This window comes from Arthrobacter monumenti, from assembly GCF_054511255.1.
On sequence record NZ_JBTNCY010000002.1, the window covers coordinates 293972 to 315439 of the forward strand.

The 21468-nt window shown below is 64.1% G+C and carries 17 protein-coding genes; 6 read left to right on the forward strand and 11 right to left on the reverse strand.

Going from position 1 to position 21468, the window contains the following annotated elements:
- Positions 1-104 precede the first annotated feature (104 nt).
- Positions 105-1304 carry a transglycosylase family protein gene (locus ACX80B_RS04230; protein ID WP_459293361.1) on the reverse strand — a complete coding sequence of 400 codons (1200 nt, stop codon included), beginning with the start codon at positions 1302-1304 and terminating at the stop codon, positions 105-107.
- A gap of 231 nt (positions 1305-1535) precedes the next feature.
- A complete protein-coding gene (locus ACX80B_RS04235) occupies positions 1536-2534 on the reverse strand; it encodes a TatD family hydrolase (protein ID WP_459293363.1) in 999 nt (332 codons plus the stop codon).
- A gap of 152 nt (positions 2535-2686) precedes the next feature.
- Between ACX80B_RS04235 and ACX80B_RS04240 the strand changes: the two genes are divergently transcribed.
- From ACX80B_RS04240 to ACX80B_RS04250, 3 genes are read left to right on the forward strand one after another with little or no spacing between them, the layout of a single operon-like run.
- Entirely contained in the window at positions 2687-3817 is a 1131-nt protein-coding gene (locus ACX80B_RS04240; protein ID WP_459293365.1) for an AAA family ATPase, read from the forward strand.
- Between the two features lie 17 nt (positions 3818-3834).
- Positions 3835-5211, forward strand: coding sequence for a DUF58 domain-containing protein (locus ACX80B_RS04245; protein WP_459293367.1), 1377 nt, complete (start codon positions 3835-3837; stop codon positions 5209-5211).
- A complete protein-coding gene (locus ACX80B_RS04250) occupies positions 5208-7739 on the forward strand; it encodes a transglutaminase TgpA family protein (protein WP_459293369.1) in 2532 nt (843 codons plus the stop codon). Before ACX80B_RS04245 ends, ACX80B_RS04250 begins: the two co-directional genes overlap by 4 nt.
- Positions 7740-8105: 366 nt before the next feature.
- Here the strand turns inward: ACX80B_RS04250 and ACX80B_RS04255 are convergent, their stop codons facing one another.
- Positions 8106-9593, reverse strand: a complete 1488-nt coding sequence (locus ACX80B_RS04255) for an NAD-dependent succinate-semialdehyde dehydrogenase (protein ID WP_459293371.1) — start codon at positions 9591-9593, stop codon at positions 8106-8108.
- A 221-nt stretch (positions 9594-9814) separates the two neighbouring features.
- A complete protein-coding gene (gene rsmI / locus ACX80B_RS04260; RefSeq protein ID WP_459293373.1) occupies positions 9815-10675 on the reverse strand; it encodes a 16S rRNA (cytidine(1402)-2'-O)-methyltransferase in 861 nt (286 codons plus the stop codon).
- Positions 10676-10779: 104 nt separating this feature from the next.
- Between rsmI and ACX80B_RS04265 the strand changes: the two genes are divergently transcribed.
- Complete coding sequence (locus ACX80B_RS04265; protein WP_459293375.1) at positions 10780-12438, forward strand: dolichyl-phosphate-mannose--protein mannosyltransferase; 1659 nt, start codon at positions 10780-10782, stop codon at positions 12436-12438.
- A 36-nt stretch (positions 12439-12474) separates the two neighbouring features.
- Here ACX80B_RS04265 and ACX80B_RS04270 read toward each other — a convergent pair whose 3' ends face one another.
- Both ACX80B_RS04270 and ACX80B_RS04275 read right to left on the reverse strand, forming a co-directional pair.
- On the reverse strand, positions 12475-13452 hold the full coding sequence (locus ACX80B_RS04270) for a TIGR01906 family membrane protein (protein WP_459293377.1): 978 nt from the start codon (positions 13450-13452) through the stop codon (positions 12475-12477).
- Positions 13453-13549: 97 nt separating this feature from the next.
- Positions 13550-14542, reverse strand: coding sequence for a stage II sporulation protein M (locus tag ACX80B_RS04275; protein ID WP_459293379.1), 993 nt, complete (start codon positions 14540-14542; stop codon positions 13550-13552).
- A 140-nt stretch (positions 14543-14682) separates the two neighbouring features.
- Between ACX80B_RS04275 and ACX80B_RS04280 the strand changes: the two genes are divergently transcribed.
- Positions 14683-15489 (forward strand): RDD family protein, encoded by an 807-nt coding sequence (locus ACX80B_RS04280; protein ID WP_459293381.1) that lies wholly within the window; start codon positions 14683-14685, stop codon positions 15487-15489.
- Positions 15490-15569: 80 nt separating this feature from the next.
- On the opposite strand, the gene ACX80B_RS04285 is transcribed toward ACX80B_RS04280, so the two are convergent.
- The 4 genes from ACX80B_RS04285 to ACX80B_RS04300 form a co-directional block, all read right to left on the reverse strand.
- Positions 15570-16829 (reverse strand): L,D-transpeptidase, encoded by a 1260-nt coding sequence (locus ACX80B_RS04285; protein WP_459293383.1) that lies wholly within the window; start codon positions 16827-16829, stop codon positions 15570-15572.
- A gap of 148 nt (positions 16830-16977) precedes the next feature.
- Complete coding sequence (gene ahcY / locus ACX80B_RS04290) at positions 16978-18483, reverse strand: adenosylhomocysteinase (protein ID WP_459293385.1); 1506 nt, start codon at positions 18481-18483, stop codon at positions 16978-16980.
- A gap of 8 nt (positions 18484-18491) precedes the next feature.
- Positions 18492-18731: a Trm112 family protein gene (locus tag ACX80B_RS04295; RefSeq protein ID WP_459293387.1), complete on the reverse strand. Its 240-nt coding sequence runs from the start codon at positions 18729-18731 to the stop codon at positions 18492-18494.
- 92 nt (positions 18732-18823) lie between these two features.
- Positions 18824-19159, reverse strand: a complete 336-nt coding sequence (locus ACX80B_RS04300; RefSeq protein WP_459293389.1) for a DUF3499 domain-containing protein — start codon at positions 19157-19159, stop codon at positions 18824-18826.
- Between the two features lie 158 nt (positions 19160-19317).
- Here ACX80B_RS04300 and ACX80B_RS04305 point away from each other — a divergent pair, with 158 nt between their 5' ends.
- Positions 19318-19851: a metallopeptidase family protein gene (locus ACX80B_RS04305; RefSeq protein ID WP_459293391.1), complete on the forward strand. Its 534-nt coding sequence runs from the start codon at positions 19318-19320 to the stop codon at positions 19849-19851.
- Between the two features lie 20 nt (positions 19852-19871).
- Here ACX80B_RS04305 and ACX80B_RS04310 read toward each other — a convergent pair whose 3' ends face one another.
- Positions 19872-21467, reverse strand: coding sequence for a DUF5719 family protein (locus ACX80B_RS04310; RefSeq protein ID WP_459293393.1), 1596 nt, complete (start codon positions 21465-21467; stop codon positions 19872-19874).
- Between the last annotated feature and the right edge of the window lies 1 nt (position 21468).

Here is a 21468-nt window from a genome sequence, read left to right on the forward strand (position 1 = left end):
GGCTGGTTCACCCGTACATCCTAACGGCTCCGGTCGTCGTATTCAGCGCCGGCCACACCTGGCGGCAACCGGCACAGTCAACGCAAGCTGAGCAGTCAGACCAATCAGAGTAGTCCCAGTTTCGACGCGCATGAGGGCCAGTGTCCCCAGCCGCCGCTTTGCTTCAGCACCTTGGCGGTTGCGATCTGCTCAGCGGGGCTTGCCTGATGCGGCAGCGGTGCGTACTTTCCGCCGCCGGCGCCCATCCAGCTGCTCTGGCTGAATTGCAGGCCGCCGTAGTAACCGTTACCGCTATTGATGGACCAGTTGCCACCGGACTCGCAGTCGGCCAGCGCCTGCCAGACTCCGGCGCCCGGGCCGGGCAGCGTGGTTCCGCTGCTGCCGGAAGACGTCTCCGGTTCGGTCGCCGGTTCAGGCTCCGGCGCGGGTTCGGGCTTCGGCGCGGGTTCAGGCTCCGGGCGTTCCATGGTTCCGACGGCGATTTTCTGCATCACTGGTTTGATGCTGACTTCTTCGCTCACCAGCTTGCGGCCGACCTCTTCGCCGTCAATGCGCACAAGCGAGTAGGTCTTCACCAGTGTTCCAGCCTGGCCTGCCTGCGCCACTTCCCGCTGGCCTTCATACAGGCTGGCGTCCTCTTCGGTGACTGATTCAAACGGAATGGTTTCCTCGACCGTGTCCTTGGTGGACGTGTCGACGCGGGTGATCTTCAGCGCCATGTTGTCAACGATCGGAGCGTCGCCGGACACCGAGACGCGGTCGTCGTCGTCAAACTTGATACCGGACTCATCGAGCAGCTGACCCACGGTGGTGGCGGTGGTTTCCTCGCTGTGCTTTTGCCCATCGGCGAGGATATGGACGGTCTTCGGGGTGGAAATCTCGACGTAGTCGCCACTCGAAGCGAGGACCATAGTGGCCGGCTCGGAAACTTCTGCCTGTTCCGGGACGCCCATCTCATCCACCATGTCCCCCACCGTGTAACCGGTCGTGTGGACAACGCGCTCGGCGCCGTTCAACTCCACCTGGACTTCCTTGGCTGTGTTGACAGTGATCCGGGTCCCGTCATCCACCGGCGCGGACAGCGCCGGCTGCACCTCGTCGTGGGCGGAAACTTCGACGTCGGCGGTTTCCAGAGCTTCAGCGACTGTTCCCCCGAAGGTCGTTACCGAACTGGCTTGGCCATCAACGGTCAGGACGACGTCCTTGTTGGTGCCGACAAAAGCCACCAGCCCCAGGACGAGTGCCGTCATCACGGATGCCTTGCCGGCAAGTTTCAGCCAGCGTTTCGAGAATGCACTAAGCATGGAGACCCATATCGTTGCGAGTGACCGGGCACGGGGAATGGGCGCGCCGAATTGCACGGATAAAAAGTTCCACCCCAGGCAGAATCCGTGCATGGCGATATGCGGCAGCGGTGAGTTTGGCCGTACGAACGGGAACGTCCAACGCTCAGCACTGATGGATCACATTAGTCCGCAAGGCCTTCCCCGACCCCGGCTAATAAGAGAACACCGTAACCGAAATGAGATAACCGATCAAACCAGCGCCCAGGATCCGTACACCGCCTCCGTGGTATCCACCAGCCGCGCCCCCAGTTCGGCGGTGTCAATGCCCCGCAGTTCCGCGACCGCACGGACGGTATAGGGAACCATGTAGCTGGCGTTGGGCCGGCCCCGGTACGGGTGTGGCGTCAGGAAGGGTGAATCGGTCTCGACCAGGATCCGGTCCAGTTCGGCGACCGCGAGCGCCTCGCGCAGGTTTGCCGCATTCTTGAAGGTCAATGTCCCCGCGAAGGACATGTACCAGCCCTCCGCATTGCAGATCCGGGCGAGTTCAGCATCGCCGGAGAAGCAGTGGAATACCACCCGTTCCGGGGCTCCTTCCTCGCGCAGGATCCGCACCACGTCATCATGCGCATCGCGGTCGTGGATCTGCAGCGCCAGGCCAAGGCGCTTGGCCAGGTCGATGTGGCGGCGGAAAGAATACTGCTGGCGCTCGATTCCATCCGCGGCCGTGCGGAAGTAGTCCAGTCCGGTTTCGCCGATGCAGCGGACGCGGGGATGGGCGGCCAGCTGTTCGATCTCATCCAGTGCGGACTCCAGGGTGCCTGCCTGCGCCATCAACGGCGCCTCATTCGGATGGATGGCGACGGCGCCCAGCAGCCGGGGTTCGATGTCGAGGGCCTCAACGGTGAACCGGGAAGACGCCAGGTCACAACCGACCTGGACCGCCCCCTTGACCCCGGCCAACTCCGCCGCGTCGAGCGCATCGCGCACGGAAACCTCGACCGCACCGTCGCGGAAATCAAGATGCGTGTGGTTGTCGATTACCTGTACCGGCAAGGGATCCGGGGCGGGCGGATAATCAAGTGCCCTGCGCTGGCCATTGCTGTCGACCGCGCCACGGGAACGACCGCCCTCCGGTGCCGCTTCCCCGGAGGCCATAGCGCCGTCGTCGGGCCCATCACCGGGTTCAGCGGGACGGCGGTATGCCGCTGGAATAAGCCCAGCCGCGCCTTCTTGCTGGTTACACATTTTCGCTCAACTTTCCTCGTCCTGCCGGTGACCACTTTTCAGCTTAAGGGTTCGCGGCGGCGTCGAACTGAACTTTGTGCCCGTGGAGCTCGTTGAGCTAGTAATCTAAATCACTAAGAGGTATGTCTTTTTCAATTCAGAGGGGGGCGTGCATGGAATCCCATGACCACGCGATCGATCCGGGGCAGGCAGGTGTTTCCGGCGGGGGCCGGAACGTCGCCAAGACTGCGAATACACGGGCCGGCTTCACGTCCTTGGCCAAGAGTCCGGGAAACCAGGCTGTGGCCAGCAACGGACAGGCCAAGACCGCCGGGATGACGACCGATCACTTCCACCGGGCCAGTAACCGGATCCTGGACGTTATCGGCACGGTTATCGACGGCAAAGAGGAAGCAGCGCGGCTTTCCCTGACGGTGTTGCTTGCCCAGGGGCACCTGCTGCTGGAGGACGTTCCCGGCGTCGGGAAAACAATGTTGGCGAAGACCCTCGCCCGTGCCATTGACTGCTCGGTCAGCCGCATCCAGTTCACTCCTGACCTGCTGCCCTCCGATGTGACCGGCGTATCGGTGTTCAACCAGTCATCGCAGGAATTCGAATTCCGGCCCGGACCCGTCTTCGCCAACATCGTCATCGGTGACGAAATCAACCGGGCCTCGGCCAAGACGCAATCGTCGCTGCTGGAGTGCATGGAGGAACACCAGGTCACCGTCGACGGCAACTCCTATCCACTTGGCGAGCCATTTATGGTCGTGGCCACCCAGAATCCGATTGAGATGGAAGGGACTTATCCGCTGCCCGAGGCGCAGCGCGACCGTTTCATGGCCCGCATCTCCATGGGCTATCCGGACACCGAGGCCGAAATCGAGATGCTGGAGACGCATCAGTCGATCTCCCCGCTGGCCAATATCCGGCCTGTGGTCGGCGGTGACGAGGTCGCCGCCATGATCGACCTGGTCCGGAACGTCTACGTCGCACCGCCGGTCAAGGAGTACATAGTCAGCCTCGGCCGGGCCACCCGGGAGCACCCGCAACTGCGTCTTGGTGCCAGCCCGCGGGCGCTGCTGCAGCTTCTCCGGGCCGCCAAGGCCGCCGCCGCGCTGGCTGGGCGGGATTTCGTCCTTCCCGACGACGTCTCCGCCGCCGCTCCGGCCGTGCTGGCACACCGGCTCATCCTCGACCGGAAAGCCTCGAGCGCGGGAGAGAGCCCTTCGAGCGTGATCGAGTCGATCCTCGCTAAGCTTCCAGTTGCATCCGGCGGCCAACGCACCGCCGCCCGGCGCTGATCAGACGGAGCAGACAGGTGTTGGAGAAACTGCCCTCAAGCGTCCTCACCGGACGCGGCTGGGGGCTGTGCATAGCCGGGGCCATCGCACTCATCGCGGCAGAGATCCTTGGCCGCAGGGATCTGCTGCATCTGGGTTTTTTCCTGGTGTTGCTTCCACTTTTGGCAGCCTTGGCACTGCACCTGCTCAAGCCGGCATTCGACGTCGGACGCACCTTCCGGCCAATCTCCATCGAAACCAACTCGACGACGACGGTCCGGTTGTCGGTGCGCGCGCACGGTTCGCTGGGCGGCATTGTCACGATGGCCGAGCAGCTCCCTCAGCGTTTCGGCGAGGCACCGACGTTCAAGTATCCGTCACGGTCGCCGGGCCGCCGTGGGCAGAGCCTGTACGAGTACAAGCTGCGCTCAAGCCACCGCGGACTGTACAAAATCGGGCCAGTCTCGGCGGAGTTTGGCGACCCATTTGGCTTGAGCCGGCACCAGAACATCCTCGGCGACGTCGACCGGCTGACGGTCACACCGGCCCCGCTGGACTTGCCCGAAACGGCGGTCACCGGTTCCCGCGGCACCGACGGCTCCACGGCCACCAGGACGCAGGCCAACCCGAGCAACGATGATGTGATGACCCGCGAGTACCGCCATGGAGATCCGATGCGGCGCGTGCACTGGCCTGCCACCGCCCGGGCCGGGGAACTGATGGTCCGGCAGGAGGAATCAGTCACCACCCCTGAGGCCACGATCATTATGGACCAGCGCGCCGCCAGCTTCAGCAGCAGCGCCTTCACCTCGCTGGCGGAAAGCACTCCGGCCAAGGACACCTTGCTGACCACCGTCAACTTTGAATGGGCCGTCACGGCCGCCGTCTCCATCGCCCACCACTTGGTGGAGCGGAACTATGCCATCCGGGTGCTGGACAGTTACGCCGCCCCGGGCCTGCGCCGTTCCGTATCCTCGCCATGGCCGGAGGAAGAGGAATTCTCCGGCAGCGCCGGCCTGCACAATCTTTCCGAGAGTCTGGCCGCGCTTGAACTGGAGCCCGAGCCCGGGCCCTCCCGGACGTCCGCGCCCGCACGGGCCTTCGGCGACGCATTGATGGATAAGCTCGCGATGCACAAATTGCGCGGACCGCTCGTAGCCATCACCGGCCGGTTGACCCATGACGAGGCCCGCGAACTGGCCTCGGCGGCTGAATACGGATCCCATGCCTTTGCCTTCGTGATCGTGGACCCGCCAAACGACAGTGAGCCCGTGCTGGATGTTCTGCGCCATGGCGGTTGGCGCGCCGTCGCCGTGAATTCCAGGACGCCGCTGCCCTCAGCCTGGTCCTACTACGATGCACCGCAGACACACACCAGTTCCACGGCCAGAACCACGATCGGGACCAGGACATGAGTGCCACTCAGACCGACAGCCGCGGACCGGTGGCCTCCCCGGCCCCGCCCAAAGCCGGGCCTGCGCAGGGCAAGCAACCGGTGGGAACCTGGCCTTGGGTGCTTAGTGCCGCCATCGGAATCGCCGTCATTTTCTCCGCGTTCAGCCTCAATGGCGTGTTCCTCGGCTGGGGTTGGCTGTCGCAGGTGACGGTCAGCGTCGCCGCAGTCCTCGCGGCAACCGCCGGCGCCCGGATCCTGAGGGTGCCTGCCGCGCTGATTCCGGTAGCCGGCATCGCTGTCCTCATCGCCATCCTGACGCTGATGTTCTTCCCCGGCGACAGCTTTTTGGGGGTGGTGCCAACCACGGAGACCCTCGATGCGCTGTGGCTGTTGCTGCTCGATGCCAATCAGGTTGTAGTCAGCCAGGTCGCTCCGGTGCAGACCACGCCCGGGATAGTGCTGGTTGCCTGTGTTGGTCTGGCCCTGGTGGCGCTGCTGATCGACACGCTGGCCGCAACACTGCAGATGCCAGCGACCAGTGGTCTGGGATTGCTGGCCGTGTTGTTGGTACCCGCCATCGTCAAGCCGAATGGCGTCGGAGGCAGCGGCTACGCGGCCGCCGTGATGGGGTACCTGGTGTTGCTCGGCTGCGCGCACTGGGTGTCCAACCGCAGCAGCGCAGACTCAGGCGGCTACTCAGCCTCGCAACTGAACCGCGCCGTCGCCATCGGTGCCGCAGGCCTCGCCGCGACGCTGGTCCTGCCAGTCGCGGTGCCCGGATTCACCTCCGGCCTGTTTCCCGAAGGGACCCGGCTCAGCCTCGGCACCTCGTCCGGCTTGAATCCGATGGTCACGTTGGGCAATGACCTGCGCAACCCTGGCAGCGCGGGCAGAATGACCTACACGACCACTGACGAAGAACCGGTCTACCTGCGTGCGGTAACGCTGGAGAACTTTGACGGCTCCACCTGGGAGCCCGAGCCAAGGGAGGACGAGCGTGTAGTGGGGCTGGACTCCATTGGCTCCTCGGCCCGCGACCAACTGCGCGGCCAGGTCAGTTTCTCCACTACCAGGATTGACGCCGGTGACTTCGTCAGCCCCTGGCTGCCGGTGCCTTATGCGCCGGTCGAAATCGCCGGCCTGGCCGGGCAGTGGAGCGTTGATCCCAGAACCCTGAGCATCATGGGGATGGATCAATCAACGACGGCGGACCAAAGTTACGCCGTCACGAGCATCTCCCCTGTCCTGACCCCGGAGACCCTTGCCGACGCGAGCGCGATCCCGTCCGACGCCCTTGAGGACCCGTTCCTGGAGCTGCCTGAAGACACACCGGACCTCATCAATGAAACCGCTGATGAAATCACCTCCGGAGTTGATAACCGTTACCGCAAGGCAATGGCGATCCAGAACTACCTCCGTTCAGAAGATTTCGTGTATTCGGAAACAGCACCGGTGCAGGGCGGCTATGACGGCAGCTCCATGGATGTCGTCGCACGCTTCCTGGAGGAAAAGAGCGGTTACTGTGTGCACTATTCCGCAGCGATGGCCGTGATGGCCCGGGCCGAAGGCATTCCCAGCCGGATCGCTGTCGGCTACGCCCCGGGAACGGCAACGGGAGACACCGTCACCAACCGCAACGGCGAGGAAGTGCCGGTCTTCGAGGTGGATTCCGATGACGCGCACGCCTGGCCGGAACTGTATTTCGCCGGTCTGGGCTGGGTGAAGTTCGAGCCCACCACCTCCCGCGGCGTTGTCCCCGACTACGCACAACCGCAGACGGAGGACTTCAACTCGGACATCACCCCCGGCAACCTAAACCCGCAGGCACCCGAAGACGCCGGTTCCGACGACGAAGAGACCGAAGGGCAGGATCAGTCCACGGCCGCGCCACGGACGGCGCAGGACGAAGAGTCGAACGCCGGCTGGATCACCGCCGGTGTCGTCGCCGCACTATTGGCATTGCTGGCCATGCCGCATCTGACCCGCCGGAGGATCTCCGTTAGCCGCCTTGGTGTCGTGCGGAAGAAGTACGACGACGACACGTCCGCCATCACCGCCTGGCGCGAGGTGAACGATACCGCGATGGACCATGGCGCTGGAGCGGACCCGAGCGAGACACCACGGACCTTCACCGACAGGCTGGGCCGCGCCGGATTGCTGGGCGTGGAAGCGTCGAAGGCGATGCGCCGTCTGTCCCACGCCTACGAGCGGGCGGAATATGGGCGCCCTGTGAAGGAACTGGTCGCGGCCGGACTTGGCGGTGCGACGGGAGCTGGCGGTATGGCAGAAGCTGGCGGTGCGGCAGGACCCGGCGGTGCTGCAGCCGTGCCGGAACTCTCCGGCTACGACGGGCACCGCGAAGTCGACGACGAGCATGGTCCGGGCGACGCCGGGGGGCGCAGTTCAAGCGACGACGACAAGCACGGTGCGGGCGAGGATGTCGTGTTGGTCAACGAGGCCATCAACCTCAACAGCACCCGCGGGCAACGGTTCCGCGCCGTCCTGCTGCCAAAATCCCTCTGGCGCCCCTGGCGGCGCACCCCCTAACTGACCGCCCTGGTCCAAGCCGGGTGTTTGGCCAACGGTCCGATCCATCACTTCCACTGTTACGGAAGGCGCCCAGGACTGGTGCCTCGCGCACCGTCTCCGGCTCCAACCGACACAATCCGACGCCCGCACGACGCCAATCCGACGCGGGCCAACGCCAATCCGACGCGGGCCAACGCCAATCCGACGCCGGCCCGACGCCTTCAGCCCAATATTCGACGCCGGCGAGTGGGCAGAAACCATCCCGGCCCACTTACCCGCACCGCAAAGTGGGCTGGAGTGCACTGACCAAGCGGGCAGCTGCCCTGAGGAGTGCACCCCCAAGCGGGCCGGCTGCCCCTCACAAGGAAGCCGGGTCGACGGCTATTACTGGTCGTCGGCGTACGGGTCGGCGATGCTGGTGTACTGCGTGTACAGGTATTCCTCGATACCTTCCAGACCTCCCTCGCGTCCCAGCCCGGACTGCTTCACTCCGCCAAAGGGTGCCGCGGCGTTAGAGACCACGCCGGCGTTCAGGCCCAACATGCCGGTCTCGAGCTTCTCGCCGATACGCAGTCCGCGGTTCAGGTTTTTGGTGAAGACGAAGGAGACCAGGCCATATTCCGTGTCGTTGGCCATCGCGACAGCCTCGTTTTCGGTACTGAAGGTAACAATCGGCGCCACCGGGCCAAAGATTTCCTCCTGCAGGATCCGGGCGGACGCCGGCACTTCGATGAGCACCGTCGGCTGGTAAAAATAGCCCGCTCCGTCCACAGGTGAACCACCGGTGACCGCCTTGGCTCCGCCGTCGAGCGCGTCCTGCACGAGGGCATGGACCTTGTCACGGCTCTTTCCATCGATCAACGGACCGACCTTCGAGTCGTCCTCGGTACCGCGGGCCAGCGTCAGCTCCGCCATCTTCGCCGCGAACTTCTCGGCGAACTCGCCGGCAACCGACTCGTGGACGATAAACCGGTTGGCGGCGGTGCAGGCCTCGCCCATGTTCCGCAGCTTCGCCGCCATCGCTCCGGTGACCGCGGCGTCCAGATCCGCGTCCTCGAAGACCAGGAATGGTGCATTGCCGCCGAGCTCCATCGAGGTGCGCAGGACATTCTGCGATGCATCGGCCAGCAGCGAGCGGCCCACCGGGGTGGAGCCCGTGAAGGAGATTTTGCGCAGCCGCGGGTCCTGGATCAGCGGCCCGGTCACTCCCCCGGCGTCGGTCGTGTGCACAATGTTCAACACACCGTCGGGCAATCCCGCTTCCTGCAGCACCTGGGCAAACAACGACGACGTCAGCGGGGTCAAGGTCGCGGGCTTGAGGACCATGGTGCAACCGGCGGCAACCGCCGGGGCGATCTTGCGGGTGGCCATGGCCAGCGGGAAGTTCCAGGGGGTGATCAGCAGGCTGGGCCCGACAGGCTTCTTGCTGACCAGCATCCGGCTTTTGCCATCCGGCGAGGTCGAGTAGCGGCCGGAGGTCCGTACCGCTTCCTCGGAGAACCAACGCAGAAATTCTGCTCCATAGGTGACTTCGCCGCGGGACTCGGCCAGTGGCTTGCCCATCTCCAAGGTCATCAGCAGGGCGAAGTCGTCGGCGCGCGCGGTGACAGCTTCAAAGGCCCGGCGGAGGATTTCCCCTCGTTCGCGGGCGGGGGTCTTCCCCCATGATTCCTGGGCGGCGACTGCGGCGTCGAGGGCTGCGGCGCCATCTTCGGGCGTGGCGTCGGCAATGCTCAGCAGGGTTTCGCCGGTGGCCGGATCCTCGACGTCGAACGTCTTGTCGCCGGTGGCCGGACGCCACTGGCCACCAATCAGAAGGCCGGTGGGGACGGAAGCGAGAAGCTCGCTTTCATGTGCAGCGGAAAAGGCCATGGTTTGTGACTCCGTACTTCGAGTGTTGGATACAGAACCGATGCCATTGCCCTCAGGTGAGCAAAGTCATCTTCTTCGCATCACGCTATCGCCGCCGTCAACCCACTGTCCATACAAGACCGCACAGGATCACAGCGCCGAGGCTGTGCAGCTGCATAACGGCCGGGCCGCCCGTCGAGCCGGGAATCCGCCCGTCCACCGCAGCCCGGGCGCCGGTCACCTTACCGGGCGGCGAGGACGGCCGCGTAGAGCTCGCGCTTGCTGATCCTGGCATCCTCAGCGACCGTGCTGACGGCTTCCTTCAAACGCGCTCCCTTGGCGACCAGTTCGTTGACAGCGGCAACGTGGTCTTCCGGCCGCTCGGGCTCTGCTTCCCCAGCCCCGGCGACGACGACGGCGATCTCGCCACGGACGTCGCCCTCCTCCGCCCAGTTCAGCAATTCGCGCAGGGAACCGCGGAGCACCTGCTCGTGCAGTTTGGTCAGCTCGCGTGCCACCGCCGCCCGGCGGTCGCCACCAAATTCATTGTCGAGGGCCCGGAGCATGGCCTCGAGCCGGTGCGGAGCTTCAAAGAACACCATCGTCCGGCGTTCGCCGCCCAGCTCCTTCAGCCGGGATGACCGCTCGCCGGTCTTCCGCGGCAGGAATCCCTCAAAACAGAACCTGTCGGTGGGCAGGCCCGACAGCGCAAGGGCCATCAGTACCGCCGACGGTCCGGGGATTGCGGTGACCAGAAGTCCCGCCTCGGCCGCGGCTTCCACCAGCCGGAAGCCAGGGTCGGAAACAGCGGGCATACCGGCGTCCGTAACCATCAACAGCGTCTTGCCGGCCCTGACAGTCTCAAGCAAATCTTCGGTGCGGCTCGCTTCGTTGTGTTCGTGATAGCTGATGATGCGGGCATTCAGCGTGATCCCCAGGGCCTGCACCAGTTTGTGCAGCCGGCGGGTATCCTCGGCGGCGATGACGTCCGCGGTTTGCAGCAGCTCGGTCAGGCGCGGGGAGGCATCGCCCATATTGCCGATAGGGGTCGCTGCCAGCACAATGCTGCCGCCGCCGTCGTTATTGTCCGCGTTATTCACCACTGATCCAGCGTAGCGCCTGACGGACCGCTGGACGGCAGCTGCCAGCAACGTAGCATAAGCATGCTTAGCATAAACCGGAGGCCACCGCCGGTAGCATTGATCCAGTGAGCCGGACCATTCAAGAGGCGGCGCCGAAAACGGCAGCGCCCATTCCCTCGACGCCGGCGCGGAATTCCGGCTGGGTGGAGGCCCCGTCCACTTTCTACAGTGCGGCCGGACTCCGCCGGAGGCTGCTCGGTGATCCGCTCACTTTACGGCTCTGGGGCTGGTTGATTCCGGTCCTGACCGCCGTCGTCGGAGGGTTGCTGCGCTTCGTCCGGCTTGGCCAGCCGGAGTCCCTCATCTTCGACGAGACCTATTACGTCAAGGACGCCTATTCATACCTCTTGAGTGGTTATGAGCGTGACTGGCCCGATGATGCGAATGCCGCCTTTGCCGCCGGGGACCAGTCCGTCATTAAGGACAGCGCCTCCTATGTGGTCCATCCACCGGTAGGCAAGTGGATGATCGCGTTCGGGATGTGGATCTTTGGCCCGGACAGTTCGTTCGGATGGCGCTTCAGCGCGGCACTGGCGGGAACAATCTCCATCCTGCTGATCGCGCTGATCGCCCAAAAGTTGTTCCACTCCACCACGCTCGGCGGGATCGCAGGGCTGCTGGTCGCCATCGACGGGCATCACTTGGTTCACTCCCGGACCTCCCTGCTCGACATCTTCCTGATGTTCTGGGTGGTGGTCGCTTTCGGTGCCCTGTTGCTGGACCGCGACGACGGACGACGGCGGCTGGCCCGCAGGCTCGCTGCCCGCACGGGTTCCGGCGGCATCCCGTCGCGGGCGCAGTTGGCGTCCGGGCCCTGGCTCGGCATTCGCTGGTGGCGGCTGGCGGCGGGAATCGCCCTCGGCCTGGCGGTGGGAACGAAGTGGTCCGGGTTGTTCTTCCTCGCCGCCTTTGGCCTGATGACCGTGCTCTGGGACTTGAACGCGCGGCGGATTGCCGGTGTCCGGAGCTGGTTTACCGCCGGTGTGGTGAAAGACGGATTGTTCGCCTTCGTCTGCATGGTTCCGGTTGCCGCCCTGACCTATCTTGGGTCCTGGACCGGCTGGTTGATGTCCCGCAATGCCTACGACCGCAACTGGGCCGCCGAGAATCCCTCCAGCACCTGGGGCTGGCTGCCGGACAGCTTACGGTCATTGGCGGAGTACCACCGCAGCGCCTACAGCTTCCATCAAGGTCTCAGCTCCGAGCATCCCTACGAGGCGAATCCCTGGACGTGGCTGGTGCTGGGACGGCCGACGTCGTTCTATTTCGAGGATCCGGCACGTGGCCAGGATGGCTGCCAGGTGGAGGAGTGCGCGCAGGCGATTTCCGTCGTCGGCAATCCGTTAATCTGGTGGTCCGCCGCGCTGGCGCTGCTGGTGCTGCTCTTTTACTGGATCGGACGGCGGGACTGGCGCGCCGGCGCGATCCTGGCCGGTGTGGCTGCCGGCTACCTGCCGTGGTTTATGTATCCGGACCGGACAACGTTCTTTTTCTACGCCATCGCCTTCGAACCGTTCCTGATCCTCGGTCTGGTCTACTGCCTCGGCCTGGTTCTCGGCAGATCCTCCGCACCCGCCTGGCGCCGGCAGAGCGGCCTCATCCTGGTGGGCGCCTTCGTGGTGACGGCGCTGGCCCTTTCAGCGTTCTTCCTGCCGATCTGGACCGCACAGACGATCCCTTACGAGCACTGGCAGTTGCGGATGTGGATGCCAAGCTGGATCTAACTGGTTCCAGCCGGTTCCGGCTGGATCCAGCCGGATTTAGCTGGACCGCACCGAGCGCCGCCGTTTCGTGGGCCAGGTGGCCAGCAGCGTCACGACCGAGATGAGCAGGATAACCGCGGCAACGGCAATGCCAGCGTCAATCCAGAACTGTCCCGGGAACAACCGGATGAGGGTATCGTCCGCGGCGAAGGTCCAGGTTCCATCCGCGAAGAACACCGAATGGAAGGCCGCGAAGAACCGCTGCCACCCCAGGGCGGCCAGCACGGCCACGACACTGATCAGCACCAGCGTCGCCACCGCCCCCGCGAACAAGGCCCGCCGGACCCCACCGGGATAGCGCCGGGCCAGATAGATGATGGAAATGACCGACACCAGTACCAGGACGAGAGCCACCAGGAACGTCAGTTGAATGACCATTTTGACGTCCGCCATGTGGCCCACTTCGCCAGTGGCGAAAAGCGGATCCCCACCAGGGCCCACCAGACCGCCAAGATACTCCGGTCCGGCAAAGTTCAGCAGGTAGTCCATTGTGTAGGAGGCGTAAGTCATCCGTTCTTCGGAGTCGAATCCAAATCGGTCTGCCGGGAAGCCTGGGCGGTTGTATTCGAACCACAGGAACAGTGGAGATGTGACGGCCCGGATGGCAGCGGCAATCACAATGATGGGAAAGAATACGGCCACGAGCGCCTGGAGGACCCGGGCGAGCACCGGCTTCGCGTTCGCCGCCTGGTCGCGTTCGGCGGCTCGACGCTCGGCTTCACTGTTGGACGGGCGGACGGCCGCTTCACTCGTGGATAACGACGCCGTGTCCCCGGCAGCAGTGTGACTCCCAGCGTTCGACGGCGCAGCTGGACCAGCGGCACCTCCGTGGACGTCCGACGGCGCATCGTCAACGTCGGTATCCGCAGCACGGCGTCCGGATTCCTTCGGACGGGAGGAATAATCCTCCTCCGGAGCGGAACCGGTGCCGGCCCGTCCCGGGACGTCATGCTCCGCCTTGTTCTCGCTGATCACTGCCGCCTCTTTCTGTTTCCGATCTCTTCTGCTGCTGACGAGCGTACAGCCGAAAGCACCTGATTCGGCTGAAGCTCCCACCCGGACCAGCGGGCTGTCACGCCGCCCGGACCGTCTCCCCTGCATCCTGAGCGCTGAGATCTCCCCGGGCCCCGGCGTCGTACGCTCTTTTGCCCAGTACCAGAGTGTAGATCCAGTATGCCGCCAAAACCGTGGCACCAATGCCGATTTTGAGCCAGGAGGGCAGCGGGCTGGGCGTGACGAAGCCTTCGACCAAACCGGAGACCAGCAGGACCAGCACCAGTCCCAGCGCGACCGTCACCAGGGACCGTCCCTCCTGCGCCACCGATTGAATCCGTGTCCGCGGGCCGGGAGCTACAACTGCCCAGAAAATGCGCAGACCGGCGGCTCCGGCGATGAATATCGAAGTGAGTTCCATCAGGCCATGCGGCAGGATGTACAGGAAGAAGGTGTCGAGCTCTCCATAGGCATGCATCAGCCCGCCTGCCATTCCGGTGCTCTGCGCATTAAGGTACAGGATCATCGGCACCCACAGGCCGGTGATGCCAAACGCGACCATTTGCGCCGCAATCCAGGCGTTGTTGGTCCATACTGCGCCCGCAAAGGCACCAGCCGGATCAGTCGAGTAGTAGTTGACGAACTCCTCTTCAACGTATTGCTCGAGTTCAGCATCGCTGCCCATGGCACGGACCACTTCCGGCGTCGTTGCAACCCAGGCACCGTAGAGCCAAGCCACGGCGATGAAGACAAGTCCGACCCAGAGCGTCAGCCAGCGCAGCCGGTAAAACGCCGCCGGCAGCGAGATCACGAAGAAATTGGCCAGGTCTTCGGTGAAGTTGGAGCGTGCGCCTGTGAACGTCGTCCGCGCCCTGGCCAACCTGGCGGACAGCGACGCCGAGAGCACGCCTTCCGGAGCGACCGAACGGACCATGGACAAGTGCGTCGAGGTGCGCTGGTACAGCACCAGTAACTCGTCTGATTCCGCGCCGGTGAGCCGGCCCTTGGCCACCAGTACATCCAGCCGTTCCCAATCGGGGCGGTGCACCGCTGTGAAGGCGTCTATATCCACCTTCCAAGCCTAGCTGTATTACCCCACCAACAGTCAGCACCCATCCGTGGCCCGGTCTTATAGAGTGGTGTTGCAGTCGTTACCTGCCTCCCGGCGGACTGGCCGACCGGTCGCCGTGCCCGAGCCGAAAGGTGCTTGAAGTGAGTTCAATTGTCACCGGGGAGGCTGTGGTCCTCGAACTCCGCCCGGCGTCCTTTGCCGCACGCGGTCTCGGCGTCCTGATCGATATCGCCGCTCAGATTGCCATATTTTTTGCCGGCTTCTACTTAATCGGCGAGGCGGTGTCCGGATCTTTGAACTCCTCGGCTTCCCGCGCGCTCATCCTGGCCGGTGCGGTGCTCATCCTCGTCATCATGCCCATCGCGGTCGAGACGCTCACCCGTGGAAAATCGCTGGGAAAGCTCGTAATGGGACTGCGGATAGTGCGCGACGACGGCGGATCGATACGCTTCCGGCACGCCCTGCTGCGCGCCCTGCTGGCAGTACTTGAGATCTATATGCTGTTCGGCTCGGTGGCGATCATCGTTTCGATGCTCAATGACCGGTCGAAGCGGCTCGGCGACATGCTGGCCGGCACCTACTCGATGCGCGAGCGGTTGCCCCCCACGCCCGTCCTGCAGTTCATGACGCCGGCCCATCTGCAGCAGTGGGCATCCTTGGCCGACATCGGAAGGCTTCCCGATCCGTTGGCACGCAGGATCTCGCAATTTCTGCACCAGGAAGCCAAAATGACGCCGGCCTCACGGGCGCAGCTTGCTGAAACGCTGGCCAACGAAGCTGCCGCGCACGTCTCTCCCGCGCCGCCTGCCGGAACCGCACCGCAGGAGTTCCTGTCCGCGCTGATGAGCGAGCGGCGCGGCCGGGACTTCACCCGGCTCACCGCACAACGTCAGCGGAGCGAACGGCTTGGCGAGCGGCTGCACCGGCTGCCGTTCCACTCACGGTAGGCAACCCTGGACCGACCCGGCGGAACAGTCCGGCCCCGAAACCAAGATCCGGGCCGGTCCGAATCTGCAGCGTGCGGCTGCTACTCCTGTGTCCAGTTTTCCCAGCTGATGTTCCAGTCGCCGTAACCGTCCAGAGGGGCGAGTTCCGCGCCGCTGCTGTTGGTGATCTTGACGACGTCGCCTGTCCCGAAGTTCTTAAAGAACCATCCCGCGTTCGCCTCCGTCAACCCAATGCACCCGTGCGAAACATTGACGCTGCCAAGGTAGGGCAGAGCTTCCTCAAGCGCGGCATGGACGAACTCACCGCTCTGGGATATACGGCTGGCGTATTCGACTGTCAGGGGCGGGTAGTAGTGCTCGTCGCCGGGCTCCAGGCCGATGGTTCCGGCGTTGAAATCGGCGTACCGTTGCTGGCCCATGACCACGTGGACTCCACTGGTGGAGGGCCATTCCTTCATCCCCAGTGTCGCGGGCATTGTCCGCACCAGCTCGCCGTTGATGTAGGCCTTCATCTCCTTGGTCTTGTTATCCACGACCGCGACCTTCTTGTCAGCGATGTTCACCGTGACGGTGGAGTCGTGGTTGCCGATCATCCCATTGCCGAATTCCACGCCGAAGAGCTTGAAATCGACGGTGATGGTGCTGTTTGCTTCCCAGAATTCCTTGGGCCGGTACCGGAGCATCTCGTCGTTATACCAGTGGAATTCGCCGGTTTGGCCTGCCGACGTCGTAATGGAGATGGCCTTTTCGACCTTGGCCTTATTCAGGACAGGTTCGCTGAAGTTGATCTGCAGGGGCTGGCCGACCCCAACGGTCATGCCATCCAACGGGTAGGTCCAGGCGTTTGCTTCATTTGCGGGGACGATGGTGGTGAAGGTCCTGGCTTTCGTGGTCTCCCGGCCCGCGCCATCGACGACTGTGTAACTGAAGTTGTACTGGGTGTTGAACGCCAGACGTTCGGCAGCGGTCCAGACATGGCCGCCGTCGCTGAGCTTGCCTTCAATCGATTCGCCGCCGCTCGCCGGAACGAGCTTCACCGATTCCACAGTGCCGTTCTGAGCTTCGATGACAGGGGCCGTTGCGGGGTTGACCTCCACCGCACCATCGGCGGGTGTGGCCTGAAGCTTTACTTCTTCGACCACAGGGCTGGCCATACCCGGCGTGGACCGGGCCGGGCTTTCAGCCTCTGCCTCGATCTTCGCCTCGATACTGGAATTGGCGTTCTGCTCGGCCCATGTGGGAAGCGTGATTGCGCCGATGCCACCACCGACCAACAGCAGCGCGACAGTGACCAGCGCCCCGACTTTCCAGCCCTTGCGGTTACTCTTCTGCTCGCTCATCCGGCTCCCATCACCCCTCAATGCGAACTACTCGCCGTTTAAAGCCTACGCGGCGGTTCCCGGAATTCCGGGCAATTACGCGTCGAGGAGAACTACAGACAGGTAACGTTTGCCCCATCGGAACCAAACGCCACCTGTCCAGCGGCCTTTAGTACCGGTAGTGGTCAGCCTTGTACGGCCCAGCCACGTCGACGCCGAGGTACTCCGCCTGCGGCTTCGTCAGCTCGGTCAGTTCAACCCCCAGGGCACCCAGATGCAGCCGCGCGACCTTCTCGTCAAGGAGCTTCGGGAGCACGTAAACCTGCTTTTCGTACTCCTGCTGTCCCAGCCCGTCACCGGCTCCCGAACCTGTAGCCGCCGCGAACAGTTCGATCTGCGCGATCACCTGGTTGGCGAAGGAGTTGCTCATCACGAAGGAGGGATGTCCGGTGGCATTGCCAAGATTCAACAGACGCCCCTCGGACAGCACGATGATGCTGTGCGGTTTGGTTCCGTCGGCACCGAAAGTCCATTCGTGGACCTGCGGCTTGATCTCCACCTTCTTGACACCGGGGACCTTCGACAGGCCGGCAATGTCGATCTCATTGTCGAAGTGGCCGATATTTCCCACGATGGCCTGATGCTTCATCCGCTGCATATCAGCGGCCATGATGACATCTTTGTTACCCGTGGTGGTGATGAAGATATCGCCCCGCTCGACGACGGCATCCAGAGTCGTCACTTGGTACCCATCCATGGCGGCCTGCAGCGCGCAAATGGGGTCAATCTCGGTCACGATCACCCGCGCGCCCTGGCCACGCAATGCCTCCGCCGCACCCTTGCCGACGTCGCCATAGCCACAGATGACGGCAACCTTTCCGCCGATCAATACGTCGGTGGCGCGGTTGATGCCATCGGGCAGGGAGTGGCGGATTCCGTACTTATTGTCGAACTTGGACTTGGTGACCGAGTCATTGACGTTGATAGCCGGGAACAGCAATTCGTCCTGCTCGGCCAGCTGGTACAGCCGGTGTACGCCCGTGGTCGTCTCTTCGGTGACGCCGAGGACACCGGCGGAAAGTCCGGTCCACTTGTTCGGCTCTTCCGCCTGGATTTTCCGCAGCAGGTCCAGGACGATGGCGAACTCATGGTTGTATTCGTCCGAGTCGGGAGAAGGCGCACTCGGTACCGAACCGGCGGCCTCGAACTCGACACCCTTGTGCACGAGCAGGGTGGCGTCGCCGCCGTCGTCGAGGATCATGTTGGGACCGGTTGGCTTGCCATCCTCCCCTGCGGGCCAGCTGAGGATGCGCGAAGCGGTCCACCAGTAGTCTTCGAGCGACTCGTTCTTCCACGCGAACACCGGCACACCCGCCGGTTCATCGACGGTTCCGGTGCCGACGACGACGGCGGCCGCGGCCTCGTCCTGGGTGGAGTAGATGTTGCAGGACGCCCACCGGACCTCTGCGCCGAGCGCCAGCAGGGTCTCGATCAGCACCGCGGTCTGGACGGTCATGTGCAGCGAGCCGGCGATCTTCGCGCCGGCCAGCGGCTTCGATTGTCCGTATTCCTCGCGCAAGGCCATCAGGCCGGGCATCTCATGCTCGGCCAGGCGGATCTGATGCCGCCCCGCCTCGTGAAGGGAGAGATCGGCAACTTTATATTCGAAAGTCATGGGTATTCCTACTTCGTCGTTGAGTCGGTGGTGGCTTGTCCGTCGTGCTGGTCCGAGCCCGCCTGCGTCGCCGCCGTGAGCAGGTCGGCCGGCAGCAGCACCGGGATTCCTTCATTGATGCTGTAGCGCAACGGCTTGCCATCCGGACCCGGAGCCTCGGAGGTCAGCTGGTTCCCGTCCTGGATGAGCTTGGACCCAGTGACCGGGCAACGCAGGATGGACAAAAGCTCAGGAGCGAGGTTTGGCATCGGGAAAATACTCCGGTTATCCGGCGCGTGAGAGCACCTTTAGTCGTCCGGGGCGGAACGCAGCCCCGTGATTCCAGCCTATCGGGCGGAGCTTATTCGCGCAGAATACGCAGATGGCCCCGGCGGGTTTCACCGGTCTCGGCGGGAGGCTCGATTGACCCACGTGAGGACCTGCGCGTTGCAACGGGCTCCTCCACCGGCTGCGGGTTCGCCGCTTCCCTGACGGCATTGGCGAGGGCCAGCAGGTCGTCCGGGTTGGGCTCGGCCGGCATTTGCGGGAGCGCCAGCCGGACCACTTCCCAGCCCCTCGGAACCGTCAGCCGGCCGGCATGCTCGGCACACAAATCGTAACAATGCGGCTCTGCGTAGGTGGCCAGCGGTCCCAGGACGGCGGTGGAATCGGCATAGACGTAGGTCAAAGTGGACATAGCCCTGTTGCTGCAGGCTGATCGCGAACATTGACGTATGGCTACCACGACACCTGAGCCTACTATCCTTTGCGGCCTTAGGGCTTTTCGCCATGCGGGGATTTACAGCATTTCGCGCCATCTCGCCGAGACGCCGTTGAAGGTCTAAAGTCTTGTGTATGGAGAACGGATCGCACTTCACCGTTCGGTTGACGGCGGACGCGGTAACGCCTGAAGCTGCCGGTCCCGGCACCCGGGACGGCGCGGTGCAGCCACACGCCCACAGCTCATTCCGGCTCCGTCGGCGAAACCGGCACGGCCGCGGGCTACGGTCCCCGCTGCTTCCTCCCGGTGCGCCCGCCTCGCTGAGCAGAAGCCAGCAGTTCGACCAGTACGTTCTCGAATCCGCTGAGCGGCTGCACCAGTTGTGGGGATCGGTCATCGATTCCATTGAATTCCAGGTGGAGGACATCCCTCCGCAGCTTGAGGAACTGGCCGCATTGGGCGGTTGCGCCCCACTTGGCACCTTCCGGCCGGAAACCTCCGACGACCCTGCCGCCATCGTCATCTACCGGCATCCCGTACAGACAGCGGCCCGCGGCCACGGCGAGGTCAGTGAACTTGTCCACGATGCGGTCGTGGAGCAGGCCGCCGAACTGCTGGGTATCGCGCCCGAAGCGGTCGATCCGATGTACGGACACTTCGGCGGCTGAGCAGCCCCCCGGATCCTGAGTTAGTAGCGGACGCTGACAGGCAGGCTGCGTTTCCCGTTCACTGCTTCCGGAACCGGCACGACGGCGATGTCCGCTTTGCCGTCGTCGGTAAGCAACTGGGCTCCATAGACGGCGCCACCCGAAGCGCTGGCAACGAAGGCCACCGCGCCGTCTCCACCGACCGGCAATTGCCCGGTGGTGCCGGCGGCTATCTCTACCGTCCGGCTCTCCCCCGGTTCGCCGTCCGCACTGATCGGAATCAGTTCCACCTCGGCATCCCGGAACGGGGCGCCGAAGACCAGCTTTGCTTCAACGCCGGAAGCGACAGGAATGACATGGCGGCTTCCCATCCGGTCCACGCTGCCGCTAAAACCCATATCCACCGGTTCTCCGGGTTTGATCCCCTTGCTCAGCCTTGCCGCTGCGGCGACCGATACATCAGAACTGGCGACAACGGTATAGGTACCCTTCGGAAGGCCGCTTAGCGGAATCTCCTGGACGGTTTCACCGGGAACGGTCAGAACTTTGCCCTCTGCCAGAGGTTCCTCACCGTCCGGGCCGAAGACCTGCACCTCCACGACGGCCTCCGTCGTCCCCGGAACCGCCAGCTGCAAGACAGGGCTCGCTGAGGCATATCCTGCCTGGCCACTGATTCCGGCAGCGGTCTCTTCGCCCTGAATCCGCACACCCGTCACGACCTGCCGCGTCGATGGTCCGGAACCCGGCGAAAGGTACTCGACACCACCGGGAACGAGATCGCGCAGGGCGCTTTGCTGGATATTCGCCGTGACCGACCCGCCGCTGCTGTGGACATGCACCGCCAATTGACCACGGTCCGGCGCGAGCCCGCCGAGCACGACCGATTCGTTCTTACCCGGCGGGACCAGGATGCCGCGGCTGCCGGCGGCATCGATGGGACCATCCGCGCCGAACAGCTCGAGGTCCACCGTGGCCGGGGTGCTGGAGGGGTTGTAGATGTTCAGCAGCGCAGTCTGGCCGATGGTCGTGTTGGCGCCGAGCAGCCACAGATCGTTGCCGGGGCGCTGGCAGTTGGCCGCGGCGAGCCCACGCAGATCTCCGTCCTTGGCTGAATAGGTCAGGACTGCTCCGGCCGCCGCCTCCTGCTGGCCGAGCGGCCGGGCGCGGAGTACCGCCGCTTCATCGACTCCTTCGGAAGGAACGACGGCGGCGCTGAGGTTATCCCGCGCCTCGCCTTCGGAAGGCTCACCCGCCTTGTCCTGTCCGGCTGAAGCATCCGTTCCTTCCGCGATAGTGCTCAGCCGGTCCCCGCCTCCGAGCTCGGAAATTGTGCTGCCTGGAATGGAACCGGTGGCATTATTGAGCACGACGGCGGTCACCGCACTCTTGGCCGTTTCGGACTTCGGGCTGAATTGGGTATCGGTGCCGGCCAATGCCCCTTTGAGCAGGTGCGCCGGCTCCGGACATACCGACACATAATCACCGGCGGGGACGGCGGTCTTGGGCACCGGAAGGGATTCCGTTGCAGAGCCTGGATTGGCGATGAGGGCGGAGGCGACCATGGCGGAGCCCGCACAGATGACGGCAACCGACACCGCAACGCCTCCCATCCGCCGGGAGCTGGTTTTATTCAACATC